Source organism: Chryseobacterium potabilaquae (assembly GCF_902728265.1).
Taxonomy (GTDB): Bacteria; Bacteroidota; Bacteroidia; order Flavobacteriales; family Weeksellaceae; genus Chryseobacterium; species Chryseobacterium potabilaquae.
Genome location: NZ_CACVBR010000005.1, coordinates 43,099 through 60,822, shown reverse-complemented (window position 1 = coordinate 60,822; position 17,724 = coordinate 43,099). Strand labels below are relative to the sequence as shown.

12 protein-coding genes are annotated in these 17,724 nt (G+C 31.0%); 8 read left to right on the top strand and 4 right to left on the bottom strand.

Going from position 1 to position 17,724, the window contains the following annotated elements; genetic code table 11:
- Window positions 1-45 precede the first annotated feature (45 nt).
- Window positions 46-4,482: an AAA family ATPase gene (locus CHRY9293_RS04545; RefSeq protein ID WP_162031799.1), complete on the bottom strand. Its 4,437-nt coding sequence runs from the start codon at window positions 4,480-4,482 to the stop codon at window positions 46-48.
- Window positions 4,483-4,786: 304 nt separating this feature from the next.
- On the opposite strand from CHRY9293_RS04545, the gene lipA reads away from it, so the two are divergent.
- Window positions 4,787-5,653, top strand: a complete 867-nt coding sequence (lipA, locus tag CHRY9293_RS04540) for a lipoyl synthase (RefSeq protein ID WP_122547909.1) — start codon at window positions 4,787-4,789, stop codon at window positions 5,651-5,653.
- A gap of 288 nt (window positions 5,654-5,941) precedes the next feature.
- Window positions 5,942-7,144, top strand: coding sequence for an MFS transporter (locus CHRY9293_RS04535; RefSeq protein ID WP_185153193.1), 1,203 nt, complete (start codon window positions 5,942-5,944; stop codon window positions 7,142-7,144).
- A 71-nt stretch (window positions 7,145-7,215) separates the two neighbouring features.
- On the opposite strand, the gene CHRY9293_RS04530 is transcribed toward CHRY9293_RS04535, so the two are convergent.
- Window positions 7,216-7,596 carry a SpoIIAA family protein gene (locus CHRY9293_RS04530; protein ID WP_122547908.1) on the bottom strand — a complete coding sequence of 127 codons (381 nt, stop codon included), beginning with the start codon at window positions 7,594-7,596 and terminating at the stop codon, window positions 7,216-7,218.
- Between the two features lie 113 nt (window positions 7,597-7,709).
- On the opposite strand from CHRY9293_RS04530, the gene CHRY9293_RS04525 reads away from it, so the two are divergent.
- A complete protein-coding gene (locus CHRY9293_RS04525) occupies window positions 7,710-8,915 on the top strand; it encodes an NAD(P)/FAD-dependent oxidoreductase (RefSeq protein WP_162031798.1) in 1,206 nt (401 codons plus the stop codon).
- A 56-nt stretch (window positions 8,916-8,971) separates the two neighbouring features.
- On the opposite strand, the gene CHRY9293_RS04520 is transcribed toward CHRY9293_RS04525, so the two are convergent.
- Together CHRY9293_RS04520 and CHRY9293_RS04515 are read right to left on the bottom strand one after the other, a co-directional pair.
- Window positions 8,972-10,168, bottom strand: a complete 1,197-nt coding sequence (locus CHRY9293_RS04520; protein ID WP_162031797.1) for a vWA domain-containing protein — start codon at window positions 10,166-10,168, stop codon at window positions 8,972-8,974.
- Between the two features lie 11 nt (window positions 10,169-10,179).
- A complete protein-coding gene (locus CHRY9293_RS04515) occupies window positions 10,180-10,854 on the bottom strand; it encodes an SIMPL domain-containing protein (RefSeq protein WP_162031796.1) in 675 nt (224 codons plus the stop codon).
- A 129-nt stretch (window positions 10,855-10,983) separates the two neighbouring features.
- Between CHRY9293_RS04515 and CHRY9293_RS04510 the strand changes: the two genes are divergently transcribed.
- The 5 genes from CHRY9293_RS04510 (at window position 10,984) to CHRY9293_RS04490 (ending at window position 17,698) form a co-directional block, all read left to right on the top strand.
- The gene (locus tag CHRY9293_RS04510; RefSeq protein WP_228455469.1) at window positions 10,984-12,765 is read left to right on the top strand and encodes a histidine kinase; all 1,782 of its coding nucleotides are present in this window, start codon (window positions 10,984-10,986) and stop codon (window positions 12,763-12,765) included.
- Window positions 12,766-12,776: 11 nt separating this feature from the next.
- Window positions 12,777-13,511 carry a LytR/AlgR family response regulator transcription factor gene (locus CHRY9293_RS04505; protein WP_122547904.1) on the top strand — a complete coding sequence of 245 codons (735 nt, stop codon included), beginning with the start codon at window positions 12,777-12,779 and terminating at the stop codon, window positions 13,509-13,511.
- Window positions 13,512-13,585: 74 nt separating this feature from the next.
- Window positions 13,586-14,128, top strand: a complete 543-nt coding sequence (locus CHRY9293_RS04500) for a lipocalin family protein (RefSeq protein WP_162031795.1) — start codon at window positions 13,586-13,588, stop codon at window positions 14,126-14,128.
- Between the two features lie 147 nt (window positions 14,129-14,275).
- Window positions 14,276-15,526, top strand: a complete 1,251-nt coding sequence (locus tag CHRY9293_RS04495; protein WP_162031794.1) for a CinA family nicotinamide mononucleotide deamidase-related protein — start codon at window positions 14,276-14,278, stop codon at window positions 15,524-15,526.
- Window positions 15,527-15,640: 114 nt separating this feature from the next.
- Window positions 15,641-17,698: a M13 family metallopeptidase gene (locus tag CHRY9293_RS04490; RefSeq protein WP_162031793.1), complete on the top strand. Its 2,058-nt coding sequence runs from the start codon at window positions 15,641-15,643 to the stop codon at window positions 17,696-17,698.
- Window positions 17,699-17,724: the final 26 nt, after the last annotated feature.

Sequence of the window (17,724 nt, the reverse complement as noted above, 5' to 3'; positions counted from 1 at the left end):
TCTCTAGGTGTGAGCTGTATCTGCAGTTAATTACTCTTTAGTTAATTAATTTTCTGAAACTTCATCATTTTCAATACTTTGTTGAATAATTGTTGAATTTTCTTTTTTTGTGTTATTTTCAATAAAATCTATGATTTTTTCAATCTCTTCTTGTGAATTTCTTTTAAATGAAGAATAAAGTACGCGATATACTTTCCATCCAACACGTTCCAAAAATTCTTGTCTTTCAATATCATAGGCTACATCCTCTGGCAGAGAATGGAAAGGATCTCCATCACACTCAATTGCAACCATCTTTCCGTTGTTGTGAATGACTAAGTCTATTTTGAAGTTAACATAAACTTGTTTTCCTAGTTTATGATTGTAAAAAAGTTCAGGTTCTTTCACATTATATTGAGGTTGGATATAGCTGTACCCCTTTTCAATAAGTAATTTTGCTATATCATATTCGAACCAGCTATCAAACTGTTGGGGGACATTATATGTATATCTTTCAGTATTGTAATTATCAATTTGCAATGACGAGATAGGTCTGATTTCAGTGTAAAAAAATGTCAGAATTTTGTTTCTAAAATCATCTGATTTCAAATGTTCCGATTTGACAGAATGAAATAAAATCATTTGCTCTTTTGCCCTACTTAAAGCTACATTGATTTTCTTAAGTTCGTCTTGATCGGCTATGATTGCTTTTGGTTTTGCATTTTGATTTTCTTTTAATTTTTGAAAATCTAATGCTACACCTAGCGAAATAATCATTATATCTCGTTCATCTCCTTGAAATTTTGGAGAATCTTCAATGATAAGCTTATGCTTATCTATTTTTTCTTTTCCAAATTCAGTCACTAAATCTTCTTTTATGTCTTTTAGCTTTTCTGTATGTTTTGTCAATCCTAAACTCACAACACCGATAGATTTATTAGAATATAATTCATTTTTAAATATAATTTTAAGAAAATTTTTAATTTCCTCAATTTCTTTATAAACAATTTTGTCGTCTGTAAAAGCATCTTTTACAAAAAAAGTTTCTTTCGGATTTAATCTGTTTGAATTAATCTGTTTTAATGGTCTTAATGAGTTATCATAAAAATGGGATTTTGAAAATTCAATGATTTCAGGAACACATCTAAAATGTTCCCTAAGTGTTAAGTTAGAAGTTCCTGCTACCATCTTTGAGAGCATAAACAAACTATTATCACTTTTTATATGGAGTGCATTAGTTCCTAAAAACCCTAGGTGTTTATTTTTTATAGCTTCAAAATCATTTCCGTCTGCCCCAGTCAGACTATTTGGAGAAGTTTGTTTATCATCTCCCACTATTATCATATTTTTTGTGTAATATCCTAAAATAAGGCTGTTAAAGTCTAATTGGCTTGCTTCGTCTACAATGATACAATCAAAAATCTCAGGCTTGTTCCCTATAGAGTTTAAAACGTCATTAAATTTCATTACCCAGCAAGATAATCTCTTGCTGATATCAATATTGTTTTTGCGTCTTAGAATTTGATATTGAGTTTGATTGCGAATTTTCCTAATGCTTTGGGAAACATTGTATTTATATTCTTCTAGCAAATTTATAAAAGGATCTATTTCATTTTTTTCAAATTTGTTTTTGAAGTTGGCTTTTGCGAGGTCAAATAAAATGTCGCATTTGATCTGAAACATTTTTTTATTGATAAATGATAATTCCTCTTTGCATTTTTGAAAGTCTATAAACTCATTTTGTTTTATAAATTCATTCGCAGAAGCAAATTCAAAATTTTCTTTTGTAATTAAGTGATTAGGAACGTTTTTGAGTGAAGCAAAAGTATTTGGTAATAAATCCTTTAGATATGTTGTTAGACTAATGAAAACCTGTTCGATTTCAATTTGTTTACCAATTTCTGCAAGCTTATTTTTTAAGTGATCGAATTTGTAATGAGTCTCAATTTTATTAATAGGTAAAAACTCTAAGAAATCTCCCTTTATGGAGGACTCTTCTATGATTGTATTAATATTTTTGAGTATTTCTTTTTGATCAATCAATTTACAAGCGAGGTTTAGTAATGTTTCAAAATCATTCTTTAATACAATTGCTTGTCTAGATAGAGAATCAATATTGAACAAATCTATTTGGGTGTATTCTGAAAGATTGATGAAGTCATCATTAAATTGAATTTTAGATACAATTTCTTTGTTTATGTTGACTTTCTCTAAAACCTCATTTAAAACTTTATCCTTATCAAGTAAATTGGAATTATCATCAAAAGAAATGGAGAAACCATTTTGTCTTAATAGGGTGAAATTTTTGTTGATAATAATAAGGCTTTCGATTAATGATTTTAATTGTAATATTTCAATCTTTGTATCGCACTTTCTTCTATTAATAGTAAATTCTTCTAAATATGAGACTTTTTTAAACCTTGAATTCATAAGTTTTGTGAAAAACCCTACTTTCTCATTTTCTGTAAGTGATAAATATGTTTCAATATCTAAAAGATATTTTGTTCCATTTTCTATAAGGTCACTAAATGTTTTATTTGTTGTTAGATTTTCATGTGAAAAATTAAAGTTAATTTGTTTTTGCAGTTGCTCTAATTCTTTGTTAGTTTTAAGGACAATATCGGAATTTGAAAATTGATTTGCAACCTCCGTTATTTTATTTAATTGAATGTTTAAAATTTTGTCCTTTGAGTATTCGGTTAATTTTAAATGGGTTAAATGTTCATGATACTTTTCTTGAATTAATAGAAAGGTTTTAAAATCGAAATTTTCCAATTTTTCTAAAAGTGTGGAAATATCAATGTCCAAAAAATTATTGTAAAGAATTTCAATGCCAAGTAATTCTTTGTACCTCAAAATTTTTTGTTTAATCGTTTCAAAATTTGATAACTCTTTTTTAGAGATTTCATCTTGAATCCAATCCCATTCTTTAGATTCTTTAGATTCGAATTTCTGGACTATTTGATAGGCTTTTAGGTTGTTAAAAGAATCATTGAGGCTAATTTGATTATATTCTTTTTCAAGAGCTTGGATGATTTTAAACTTAAGCTTTACATAATCTGCTTTTAAACGGTCTAATTCTTCAATTTTAGATTCAACATTTAGGTAAAAACTTTCTGTTAAAATTTTTGAAATATTTCCAATACTTTTTTCTAAAGAAAAACGATTTTGATTGGTTTCCAATTGAATTTTTGTGAAAATTAAATCGTCAAAAGTCTCTGGAATCTTATCTAATAATGATTCTAAAGCTTTGTCGGTTTGAGCTGTTACAAGGACTTTTTTGCCTTGTGCTAATAAACAACAAAGTATATTTACGATGGTATGCGATTTTCCTGTTCCTGGAGGGCCGGTAACAACTGTCAATCTATTTTTTAAATAGTTTTCATAAATCTGTTTTTGCTCTTTGTTAAAAGGAAGAGGAAAAAATACAGAAAAATCTTCATCTCCATTTAGATTTTTGGCTTTGAATTTATGCTTTTCAAAAAGTTCGTCTTTAAAATAGTTAGGTTTAGTATATAAGTTGTTTTCTAGTGATTCAGGGTTTCGGATTAATAAATTAAATAATTGTGCTTCAATTTTATTTTCTTCACTATGCTTAATAATTGAATCTGTTAGCTTTTCAAAAAAACGAGGTTTTCGTTGTTTGATATTTATTGCGGGAGAAAACGAAATTTTGAAATAATTTTCTCTGAAATGATCACTTTCTGGTCTGTGAATTGAATCTTTAAATTCTGAATTACTGGAGATTTTTTGAAGTGATTTAGCAATTAAATCTTTAAAGTCATTTTCAAAGATATATTCATATCCAAGTTCAAAAACCCGTTGTTCAAATCTATCAATGATATTTGATAATACTTCTTTCTCAATAGGAGTGTTATTGAGAAAGAAAAAATCACTGTAAGGACTCTCTAACGCCGAGAATGAAATTTTCACCACATTGTTAGAATTAATATTTAAAGATAAAGGGAAATGAAATAAATGTTGGTTTGTTTTTGATAAATTTCCACTAGTGTTTAGTTTAGAATATTGGATAAATCCTACGCTTAAAACGATTTCTAAATTTGAATCATTTTTTATGTCGTTATATGCTCTGTAAAGTTTTGAATAAATTTCTTTGTTTTTTTTAAACTTTTTTAATTTTTCTAATTCTACTTTCCCCTCTACGGAGTTTTGAAAATTTTGAATCTCTTCTTCATTACCATTAAGGCTTTCAAATGTGTTTTTAGCCTCATCAAAGCTAATGAGTCCTTCAAATCTGTTTGGAATTTTTATATCTGGTTTATATGGCTTTTCTAACGAAAAAATTAAAGGTTGTTCTTTAAATTTTGATGAAAAAATTTCAGTTAATGTTGATTCACAGATACCCGCATCTATAAAATTATCAATTTCATTATTCCAAATGAAGTTACTTGAAACGGTTAAATTTAATACATCTTTTACTCCTCTTTCAAGAAGTTTTTTATATTCTTTTAAAAAAGTTATGTATTTATTTAGTGCATTCATTTTATTTCATAGTGTGACGTTATCTCAAATTTACAATTTTTGGAGTAATATATAACTAGCAGATTGCTAAAGTTTTCTAATAAATTTCTTGTTGTTTTTAATCATGAAATTTATTAGGGAACAATATATTATCATTGCTATACTTTCAATTTTTAATGATAAAAATTAAACTTATATTAAGCTATTAAAGGAGTATGCTTTGAGATATTTTATTGAAACTTATTTTAAAATTATATGTTCTATCAATTTTTCTATTAGATGGTTTCCATTAAAAAATTCTTAACTTTGAACTTCAATTTTAGAAATGGAAAATTTAGTTCAAGACACAACCGTTCAGAAACCAAAGTGGATTCGTGTAAAACTTCCGACAGGAAAGAACTACAGAGAGCTTAGAACTTTGGTCGATAAATATAAATTAAATACAATTTGTCAGAGTGGAAGTTGTCCTAATATGGGAGAATGTTGGGGCGAAGGGACGGCTACGTTTATGATTTTAGGAAATATTTGTACCAGAAGTTGTGGGTTTTGTGGAGTAAAAACAGGAAAACCACTTGATGTAAATTGGGATGAACCTGAAAAAGTAGCCCGTTCGATAAAATTAATGAAAATCAAACATGCTGTTCTTACCTCTGTTGATCGTGATGACCTGAAAGATATGGGATCCATTCTTTGGGGAGAAACGGTAAATGCTGTAAGAAGAATTTCTCCGGGAACGACTATGGAAACCTTGATTCCTGATTTTCAAGGAATCACAAAGCATCTTGATCGATTGGTTGAGGTATCTCCGGAAGTGATTTCACATAATATGGAAACAGTAAAACGTTTAACAAGAGAAGTTCGAATTCAAGCAAAATATGAGAGAAGTTTGGAGGTCTTGAGATATTTAAAAGAAGCAGGGCAAAGAAGGACAAAAACGGGGGTAATGCTTGGGCTTGGTGAAACTAAAGATGAGGTTTTTCAAACTATTGAAGATATTCGTAATGCTAATGTAGATGTTATTACGCTAGGGCAGTATTTACAACCTACGAAGAAACATTTACCGGTTAAAAAATTTATTACTCCGGAAGAATTTGATGAATTGGGAGATTTTGCAAGAAGCTTAGGGTTTAGGCATGTCGAAAGTTCACCATTGGTTAGGAGTTCATATCACGCAGAAAAGCACATTCATTAAAATATCCATCGCTCCTCATAGAGAGCGATTTTTTTGACTAATAAATTAATAGTTAGGTGAAGGATACTGTTTTTTCTATTATAATTCAAGTATTTTATCTATTTCTTTATTTTCACCCCTATTTTTCTTTGCGTACGTTAGATAATTTAATTAAAAAAGAGAATGAATAATAAATTTTAATATTTAATTAAAAGTAAAGTGATTATTTTTTCCGAATTTTGCTGTTTCGAATAATGGAAGGTTATTCATCTCAACTTTTCTGAATTCAAGTAATCAAAAATATTAAAAATGAAGATGATAGATAAAAGGATCATACCCCTTGCTATTGGTGGTTTGGGAATTGGAACTACAGAATTTACGGTAATGGGACTATTACCCGATATTGCAAAGTCTTTGCAGATTAGCATTCCGGAAGCTGGGCATCTGATATCGGCATATGCTTTAGGAGTCGTAATAGGTGCACCTATTCTAATCGGATATTCTGTGAAATTCCCTCCGAAAAAAGTTTTAATTACCTTAATGCTTCTTTTTACATTATTCAATGGATTATCAGCTATTGCCCCTGATTATGGAACTATGTTGATTATTAGATTTATGTCCGGACTGCCTCATGGAGCATTTTTTGGTGTAGGAACAGTAGTCGCAGCACGTATGGCAGGAAGAGGAAAAGAAGCCTTTTATATTTCATTGATGTTTACTGGACTTACGATAGCCAATCTTGCAATGGTTCCGTTAGTAACATATATTGGACATATTTATCATTGGAGATGGTATTTTGCTATTGTTGCCATTATTGGTTTATTTGCGTTATTATTTTTAAAATTATGGCTTCCTGTAATAGAAAGTAACCAAGACACTCACTTTTTAGAAGAGTTGAAATTCTTAAAAAATAAACAATCTTGGTTTGTTTTAATGATTACTGCTATTGGTTTTGGTGGACTTTTTACATGGTTTAGTTATATTACTCCGTTAATGACCATAATTTCGGGAATAAAAGAAAGCCAGATGGCCTATGTAATGATGTTAGCAGGAGGAGGAATGGTCGTAGGAAATTTAGTAGGAGGTATTTTATCGGATAGGCTAAGTCCGGAAAAGACATGTGCTTTATTACTTTTCTTAATGATGATTTCTTTACTTGGGGTGTTTTTCCTTTCAGAATATAGAAATATTTCATTGGTATTAACTTTCCTTTGTGGAGCATTATCTATGTCAGTTGCTGCACCTATTAATATTATGATGATGAAAGCTGCTCCAAAAAGTGAAATGATGGCCGCCGCATTTATGCAAGCCGGGTTTAATATAGCAAATGCAATGGGGGCGTTTTTTGGAGGAATTCCTTTAGAATATGGCTATGCATTTAATTATCCTTCTTTGATAGGAGTGGGAATGACATGTATAGGCTTAATAATAAGTTTGAGATATAAATATCTCTATGGGAAAGAGTCTGTTGAAGAAGAAATGGAAACGGAGTGTATTTCTTGTGATAAATAAAAAAATATCCCAAAAAGTATGTATCATTTTTGGGATAAATTATGTAAAAAAACTTTTTTATATAAACAGATTTAGATATTTACTTCATTGCCGTTTTTGCACCAATAAAGAGCATTATATAGGTTTTCTTTTGGGAAAGATTTAAATTCTCCAGGCATGAGTACGCTGAAAATATCTGTGAAATTCTGAACACCTTCCTTATCTGTAACAATAGCTGTACGATTCCATTTTGTTAAATTTTTAATCCCTAAAAGAGCATCTTCTAACCAAGCGCCTATGGTAAAATTATCCAGATCTGTATCCAAATATAAGAGATAATTGAGCTCCCCAAATTTATCTACTTTTTCCTTTACACGTGGAACCACCAGGTTCTCAAAGTCTTCTTTAGTCACATCTCCGGTTGCATTAAATGCGGCAACATTTTCCGGAGCTTCTGGAATAATTGTTATCATAATATGTATTTTTAAAGTGGTTTAAGGATATAAATGTAGTAAAAATTAAACCATATTTTTATGTTTTAAAATCAATTAATGTATTATTTTTGATTTATTTAGAAAAATATTCTATGGATCTTAAATCTAACGAACCTTTTTGGCTTTTAAAAAACGGATTGATAAAATCTTATCCTTCATTGAAGTGTAATGAAGAAGTGGATGTGTTAATTATTGGAGGTGGAATTACCGGAAGTCTTATTGCGCATCAAATGATAGAAGACGGATACAAAGCAATAATTATTGATAAGCGTGAGATTTGTAATGGAAGTACTTCTGCTACCACTTCGATGCTGCAATATGAAATTGATATTCCTCTTTTTGAACTTGTAGAAATGATTGGGGAAAAGGGAGCTGTAGAAAGTTATAAAGCTTGTTCGGATGCTATTGATGCCATTGAAAAGTTGACCCATAAAATAGGCTCTAAAGCAGGGTTTAAAAGAAAAAAATCCCTTTATTATGCCTCGCAAAAGAAGGATGTCGATGGACTGAAGGAAGAGTTTGAAAAAAGAAAAGAAGCAGGATTTGATGTAAGTTGGCTTCTTCCAGAAGAGATACTCAATAAGTATGGGTTTGAAAAAACATTTGGAGGTATTTTATCTACACAAGGAGCCAGTATAGACGCATTCCAATTTGCTCATGAATTATTAATTTTTAATGAAAAAAAGGGATTAAAAATTTATGATAAGACCGAAGTGACGAATGTTGAGTATTTCAAAGGATATAATGTAGCCATCACAGATCAAGGATTTCAGATTAAAGCAAAAAAAGTGATTTACTGTATAGGATATGAAAGTAAAAATTTAATTAAAGAAAATTTTGTTAATTTGAAAAGTACCTATGCTTTAGTTTCGGAAATAGATGTAGCTAAATTTAAAAATATCACGAATATTTTAGTCTGGAATACAGATGAACCTTATATGTATATGCGCTCAACAGATGATGGACGGTTATTGATTGGCGGTGGAGACGAGGATTTTTACAATGCAGAAAAACGTGACGCATTACTGAGCAAAAAAGAAAAAGAAATAGTGAAAATTTTGAAAAAAATAAAACCTGATTATCATTTCTACACAGATTTTGTATGGGCCGGAACTTTTGGAGAAACTAAGGATGGACTTCCTTATATAGGAGAACATAAAGAGTTTAAAAATTCCTATTTTGTGCTGGGTTTTGGAGGAAATGGAATTACTTTTTCAGTAATAGGAATGAAAATGGCTTCTTTATTTATGAAAGGAAAAAAACATCCATTATCCAGATATTTTAAATTTGATAGATAAAATTTCGTGTTTCAAGATACACTCGAAACACGAAATTAATGCTATTGTAATTACAATTATGAACTGTATCCATTTTTCTTAGCGAGCTCTAAAATAGATTTTTCCATAGCTTTTCCAAGATCATCAGCATCCGAACTTCCTCTTTTTTTCATTTCGGCATCAATATAGCTTTGACGCTTTTTCGAAAGCTCTTCAATTTGTTTTTGAATTTTTTCACGATCTGCAGATTTTGTAGTCACAATTTTTTTAACTTCTTCTTTACTTTTTCCTTTTAGTTCCGCAGGGAGTTCGCTTTCTTTCAATGTTGACATAAAATCTGAGTCTTTTGCCGATTTATCTACTAAGTCCCAATGCACGTTTTGATATGCATTTTTATTAGCTTTGGCTACAGCTCTTTCAACTGCATTGGAGGCAGATTGTACTTCTGCATTTTTATCTTGAACAATTTGTTTTTTCTTATACTCAGCACCCTGACTTCCGTAATAAATATACGTATCATTCAATCGAGTATTACATTCAGATATTTTTACATCAAAGGGCGTTTCAATATAGATTACTTTTCTATCACTATCAATATTAAAATATTTTCCTTCTCCAAGGGTAGCTCCATTTTGCCAATAACTGCTGATTCCTTCTTCTTTGCTGCCGCAGAAAATTGTATTGGTATAAATGTTTTTCTTTTTTGCATTGGTAATCACTTCTTTATAATTGATTTTCCCTTGATCGAAAGGTTCATTGCCTGCAATGTAAATCAGTTTCATACTTTTATCATTTCCATCCCAATTTAGATTCATGGATGCATCTTTAATCACCGCACCACAATATTCACTTCCTCCATTTGTTTTTAATGCAAATAGTTTTTCAGATACCAAATCTAAATCCTGAGTGAGAGGAGTTACCTGTCTTATATAGTTTTCATCCTGAATTCCATCGTTACCGTATTCATAAAGTGCAATTTCTACTTGAGGAGCTTTTCCGTTATATTTTAACGTAGTCAGGGTATTGACAATATTCCATAATCTTGATTTTGCTTGATCTATTAAGCCATCCATACTGTTAGAGGTATCCAATAAAAGAGCGACTTGAATTTTATTATCTTTGCTTATAGTAACTGAGTATTCTCCATCATTTTGAATAATCGTTTTTTTGGATAGAGGCTTACTAAAACCTATTCTGTTTGAGGAATTTTGAGCATTTAGAAATGCAACTGCTCCTATTACTATTACTAATGCTAATGTTTTAATAGTTGTCATACTTTTGTGTTTTAAAGGATTTCGTATTTTACTTTAATGCTATATTTCAGTTTAATATTTTCAATATTGTCAAAAGAATAGTCAGCTGCTGCCGGTTCTGCATTGAGTTGAATATTGCTTATTTGAGCTTTGTATGCTAATGGAACGATAGTATCACTCATGTAATCCTCAATTTCTATAATTTCAAGAGGTGTTCCTGTTTTTTTATTGATACTTTCCAATAGATAATTAGCTTTGTCTTGTGCGGCTTTTAATGCATTTATTTTAACCGTTTTTCTATAATTTGAAATTTGGGTATTCTTAACTTCTGCGATACTTAGATTATGTATCCATTTTTGATTTAAATCTTCAAACAGCTTACTTATATTGGCTTTTGTGGAAGCTTTGAATTGAAAACTTTTGGTGAATTTTGTAGCTTTTGAATAAGGGTTCTGATACATGGATTTGAATTTGATATCTTCATTTTTTATTCCATCGTTTTTCAAGATTTCAAATAGCTTTTTTTCATTGTCAGCCAACTCATTTTTATTATCGGCTTTGATTCCGATATTGAAAAAAATTTCATCTGGTTCTACTTCCATTTCGGCAATCCCTGTTACCTCAATTGAATTTTTCTTTACATCCTGAGCATTTATAATACCTCCCAGAATTAATAATCCGAATAATAAAAAAACTCTTAGTTTCATAATTTATCGTTTAAGTTTCTACTGTAAAATTATGTTGATTTAGTAAGGGAAATTTGAAGACTTGGTGAAAGGAGGATTTCACTTGGTGGATTGTTTTTGAGCAAGCATATATATGTATATCTTTGTTTTATGAAAATGCTTCAACTTTTTGCAGTTTTTATAGGAATCCTTTTTGCGAATACATTGTATTCGCAAAATACACTTGTGGATGATATTCAACAAGAGAGTAAGAAGCTTAAAAAAGCTGTCGATACAAAAGATGAATCCGGACAAGCCGATTCTTACTATAATATTGGGGAAACTTTTTTCAATAATGGGAATTTCTCCAAAAGTGAAGAATATTACATCAAGGCTAAGGATATTTATGAACGATTAAAAGACAAGCCTAATATTGAAAGAGTGAGCCGAAAACTGGCACAATCACAAGAAAAGCAAAATAAAATTACTCCTGCGATTAGTAATTATACTCGAGCTGCAGAGGTGAGTTTCTCAAAAACGAGAGCGGTAAATTCTAATGATATCGTAAGGCTTTCCTCCAATTCTCCGGAATTAAAAGCAGAAGCCATACAAAATAATATTCAAATAAATGAAAAAGATCAAGATCAAGAAGCTCTAGCAAAAAACTATAGCCAAATGGCGGATGTCAATATTCAACAGAGAAATATTCCAAAAGCTGAACAAAATTTAAATAATGCGTATAAAATATCAAAGGAAGAAGCTCCTCAACAGGCTTTGGAAATTAATCAGAAGCTAACGGATTTCTATGTAGATAATAAGAAATTTGATAAAGCGATTGAGGCTAAAAAGAAAGTGCTTACAGAAGATTTTGTAAAAGAAAATTCCAAAAAAGAAGTGGAGCAGATTCGGGAGCTTGCTAACATTTATATAAAAAAAAATGATCCGGAAGAAGCGATTGATTTATTAAAAAAATCGTATAAAATTGCTCTGGAAAGAGGACATACTTTGGAGGCTCAAAAAAATGTAAAAAAACTCGATAGCCTTTATAGTATTTCTGAAAATATAGAAGCTTCAGTTCATTTATATAGAGATTTTTTGGGGAAATTACCTGAAGTGGTTTCGAAAGATATAAGTTTGGTTGATGATAAAATTCTTGAAGACACAGAGCAGAAGATTGCCCAACTTGAAAAGGAAAAAAAATTAAAAGACGAGCTTATCCGTAAAAAAAATGTTTTCAATTATAGTTTAATGGGAGCTTTAGTTTTGCTGACTGTTTTGATTGTTTTTATATTTCGTACATTAAAAAAAGTTCAGATTAAGAATAAAAAAATTGCATTACAATCACTCCGGCGAGAGATGAATCCTCATTTTATCTTCAATAGTTTAAATAGTGTTAATCAGTTTATTGCAACAAATAATGAATTGGAGGCTAATCAATATTTAACCAAATTTTCTAAGTTAATGCGTGGAGTTATGGAAAATTCAACGGAAGATTTTATTCCCTTCCAACAAGAATTGGACTTGCTTCATAATTATCTTGCACTGGAAAAAACAAGATTTCCCGATAAGTTTGAGTATGAAATTACCGTTGATGAAAATCTTAGTATGCATAGCTTGCAAGTTCCCGGGATGCTTGTTCAGCCTTTTCTTGAAAATGCAATCTGGCATGGACTTCGTTACAGATCAGAGAAAGGTTTTTTGAAATTATGTTTTGAAAAGGATTCCCAAAATTTGAAAATTACCATTGAAGATAATGGAATTGGAATAGAGGAAAGTAAAAAACAAAAAACGCCACATCAGAAAAGCCGAGAAGGGCGTGGAATGAAAAATACCTTGGAAAGAATTGCTTTACTGAACGATTTGTACCATCAGCATATTCAATGTGAAATTACGGATAAGAAAGATGAAAAAGGAGTATTGGTGAATATTAGTTATCAATTATCAATTAAATAACTTTCAATCCCATGAAAATAAAAGCAATAATCGTAGACGATGAAGTCATTGCAAGAGATGTTTTGAGAAACTATCTTACAAAGTATTGTCCTCAGGTAGAAATGGTAGGAGAAGCTGAAAATATTAAAGAAGCTGTTCCTCTGATTAAAGATACACAGCCGGAACTGGTTTTTCTGGATGTAGAAATGCCATTTGGAAATGCTTTTGATGTACTGGAAGCCACGAAGGATTATTCTTATGAAACCATATTTATTACTGCTTTTTCACAATATTCTTTACAGGCTTTAAATAAATCGGCTAGTTATTATATTCTAAAACCTATTGATATTCAGGAATTAATTTTAGCAGTAAATAAAGTGTCAGAAAGTATTGAAAAAAAAGAAGAGCTTAATCGTAATAAAATTTTATTAGAAAATTTAAAATTAAAACCGGAGAAGCAGCAACTCATTCTTCCTACTTTACAAGGTTTTGATGTTGTAAAAACAGAAGATATTGTCAGGCTTCAAGCCGACGGTAATTTTACCCAGGTTTATCTTACCGATGGTTCAAAAAAAATGGTTTGTAGATTTTTAAAACATTTTGATGACCTTTTGGAGAACCCCTTTGTAAGAGTACATCGATCACATATCATTAATACACATTTTGTAAAATCATATCATAAGAGTGGGACGGCACTACTTTCTGATAATACAGAAATTGAAATTTCCGGAAGTTTTAAAGAAGGCTTTTTAAAAGTTTTTTCCTAGAATTTATGGTTTCTTAATAGTGTGAAGGTACTATTTTTGATGATTCAAAAGGAACACCCACAAATATTTCTATTATGAAAACTCTTCAAAAAATTGCAATTCCTTTTTCGCTCAGTGTTCTAGGGATAATCTTATTTAATTCTTGTTCAGTAGGCATTCCTAAAGGAGCATCGGCTGTAAAAAATTTTAATGCGGAAAAATATGTAGGTAAATGGTATGAAATTGCTCGTTTCGATTATAAGTTTGAAAAAGATATGGATAACTTTACCGCTACCTATTCTCAAAATCCCCAAGGGTCAATTCGTGTACAAAACAGAGGATACAATTATGTAAAAAAGGAGTGGAAAGAATCTGTTGGAGAAGCTCGATTTGTTACTGACAAAACTGAAGCTCGTTTGAAGGTTTCTTTCTTTAAACCTATTTGGGCAGGATATAACGTGATTGATATTGATGATGAATATAAGTATGCTTTGATTGCGGGAAGTAGTCTAAAATACCTTTGGATTTTATCAAGAACGACAGAAATCCCTGAAAGTATTCGTCAACGATTTTTAGAAAAAGCTCAGAAAATTGGATATAACACGGATGCTTTGATTTGGGTAAAGCACAATCAATAAAAATAAAAAAAGAAAATTACTTACTAATTGATTTTATCATTTTTCATCATATCAAATTAAGATACGTGAAAAATAAAAAAACAATTTTCTTTTGTACACGACACAGAATTTTCCGTCATTTGCAGTAGATTTTTTTTAACATAAATTATGGAAAATGCTGTTTTGATTACTATTGGTGATGAAATTCTTTCAGGAAATACGGTGGATACCAATTCTAATTTTATTGCGACTGAACTTAAAAATATCGGAATTAAAGTTTCAAAAATTTTTACGATTTCAGATGAAATTGAAACCATTAAAGAAACCTTACAATCTGCTTTTGAGCTGGGTGATCTCATCATTACAACAGGAGGTTTAGGCCCTACAAGAGATGATAAAACCAAAAAGGCTCTTGCTGAATTTTTCCATGATGAAATCGCGTTGGATGAAGTTACTTTTAATCATTTAAGGGCTCTTATGGAGAAAAGAGGACGCCTCGAAATCCTAGAAAGAAATAAAGAGCAAGCTTTTGTTCCCACCAAATCTGTTGTTTTTCAAAATCATAACGGAACAGCACCTTGTACCATGATGGAGCAGGAAGGTAGGTTATGTTTTAGTCTTCCGGGTGTTCCATATGAAGTAAAGCCATTGATTAGAAATCAAATAATTCCTTACCTGAAAGAAAAATTCAATCTTAATTACATTCATACGAGAATCGTTTCTGTTGTGGGAATTCCGGAAAGTGTTTTAGCCGATACCATTGAAGAATGGGAACTTGCCCTTCCAGAAAATGTAGCATTATCATACCTTCCTATAGGAACTCGTGTGAAATTGAGAATAACTGCTACAGGTAGGGATGAGATGGTTTTAAAGAATCAGGTTGAAAATGAAGTTCAAAAGCTATTTCCGTTAATCGGGAAGAATATCATAGCTACTTCTGAAGATCGAATTGAAAAGATACTTGCAGAAGTTTTAGCAGAAAGAAATTTGACTGTTTCCACGGCAGAAAGCTGTACAGGAGGCGAATTGGCGAAAATGCTTACTTCAAATTCAGGAAGTTCAAAATATTATGTGGGAGGAATGGTTGCTTATGCGACAGAAAAGAAAATCGAAATCCTAAAAGTCCCCGAAAAAATAATTCAAGAATATACAGTAGTGAGTGAGCAGGTAGCTCAAGAAATGGCAAAAGGATGCCAAAAACTTTTTAATACGAATATTTCCTTGTCTACCACAGGAGTTGCAGGGCCTGGAAAAGGAGAGGATGGAAAAGAAGTAGGAACTGTTTTTTATACGATTAGAATTGAAGATAAAGGATATACGTCAAAACTATATTTGCCACATCTTGATAGGCTTGATTTTATATATTTTGTTTCACAGAAAATTATTCAAGATTTGGTGGGAATTTTAATTTCAGAATAAAATTCATAGGGTTGATCAGACGCAACATAGCATTGTTGGGCTACTTTAGAAATTTGAAATATTTAGTAATAAATAATCAAAAAAATATACTTATTAGATAAATTTATAATTATAATGAAAAGAATAACACTTTCTTTGTTTTTATTAGCAGGAATCTGTTCTCAGAGTATGGTGAGTGCACAGGCTAAGGCTACTAAAACAGTAATGGCTACTACAGATACAGGTCTTGATATTAGCTTAATGGATAAATCTGTTCGTCCGCAAGATGACTTTTATAACTATGTAAATGGGTCTTGGATGAAAACAGCTAAGATTCCCGCTGATAAACCAACTTGGGGAAGTTTCAATAAGTTAGCTGAAGATACAGATAATAATTCTATGACTATCCTAAATTCTCTTTTAAAAGATAAATTTACAGATGGAAGCGAAGGGAAGAAAATTCAGGATTTGTATGCTACCTATATGAATATGCAAAAGAGAAATGCTGATGGAATAAGGCCTATCCAAGATAATATCAATAAAATTGATGCGATTAAAAATCTTACAGATCTTCAGAATTATCTTGCTTCTGTAACGAAAGAGGGTGAAAACACATTCTACGGATGGGGTATAGATGCGGATCTTAAAGATTCTAAAATGAATGCTGTTTATTTAGGAGATGCTTCTCTTGGGCTAGGTAGAGATTATTATCAGAAAGTAAATGATAAAAATACAGAAGCTATTGCGGAATATCAAAAATATATAGCTTCTATGCTTAAAGAGCTTGGGTATAAAAATGCTGAAGTAGCTGCAAAAGGAATTGTTGAATATGAAAAAAGTATAGCAAAAACCTATTTAACGAATGAGCAAATTCGTGATGCAACCCTTCAATATAATCCGCAGACCATGTCTGAACTTTCTACTTTAGTGAAAAATGTAGATCTTCCTTCTTATTTGAAAAAAGTGGGAGTAAATGCAGACAAAGTAATTGTAGGAGAAATTGGTTACTATAAGAACTTTGATAAATTAGTTAATGCTCAAAATCTTCCTGTAATTAAAGATTATTTGAAGTTTCATATGATCCATGGAAGTGCTTCTTACCTAAGTGAAAAATTAGGTGATATGAAGTTTGCTTTTTATGGTAAATATCTAAGAGGGCAACAAGAGCAAAGGGCACTTAATAAAAGAGGGTATGAGTTGATTAATGGAACTTTAGGAGAGGCTTTTGGTAAGCTGTATGTTGAAAAATATTTTCCGGCAGAAGCTAAGGCTCAAATGGTTGAATTAATTGACTACTTAAAGAAAAGCTTTGCTGTTCATATCAATAATTTAGCTTGGATGTCTTCAACAACGAAGGAGAAAGCGATGAATAAATTGAATAAATTCACAGTAAAAGTTGCGTATCCGGACAAGTGGAAAGATTATTCTAAGCTAGAAATTGTTCCTGAGTCTAAAGGAGGTAGCCTTTACAAGAATCTTCAAAATATTACAGAATGGCAATATAATAAAGATTTGGATAAGATTGGAAAAGCAGTTGATAAATCAGAATGGGGAATGACGCCTCAAACGGTAAATGCGTATTACAATCCGGTAAATAATGAAATAGTATTCCCTGCTGCAATTCTTCAACCTCCATTCTTTAATCCGAATGCTGATGCTGCTGTGAATTTTGGAGGAATTGGTGCTGTTATTGGACATGAAATGAGCCATGGATTTGATGATTCAGGGGCGCAGTTTGATGCAGATGGAAATTTGGTAGATTGGTGGACACCAGAAGATAAAGCCAATTTTGAAAAAGCTACAAAAGCACTTGCTGGTCAATATGATAAATATGAGCCTGTAAAAGGAACTTTCGTAAACGGAACCTTTACTAATGGAGAAAATATTGCTGACTTAGGAGGAGTAAATATTGCTTATGATGCATTGCAAATGTATCTAAAAGATAAAGGAAATCCTGGTATGATTAGTGGATTTACTCAGGATCAAAGATTTTTCTTAAGCTGGGCGACGGTTTGGAGAACTTTATCAAGTGAAAAATACATGATAAACCAAGTAAAAACAGATCCGCATTCTCCTGGATATTTCAGAAGCTTTGGACCATTAACAAATGTTGATGCTTTCTATAATGCGTTTGATGTGAAAACTGGAGATAAACTCTATAAAAAACCAGAGGAAAGAATCAAAATCTGGTAAAAATATATAAAGAATCTGTCTCCTAC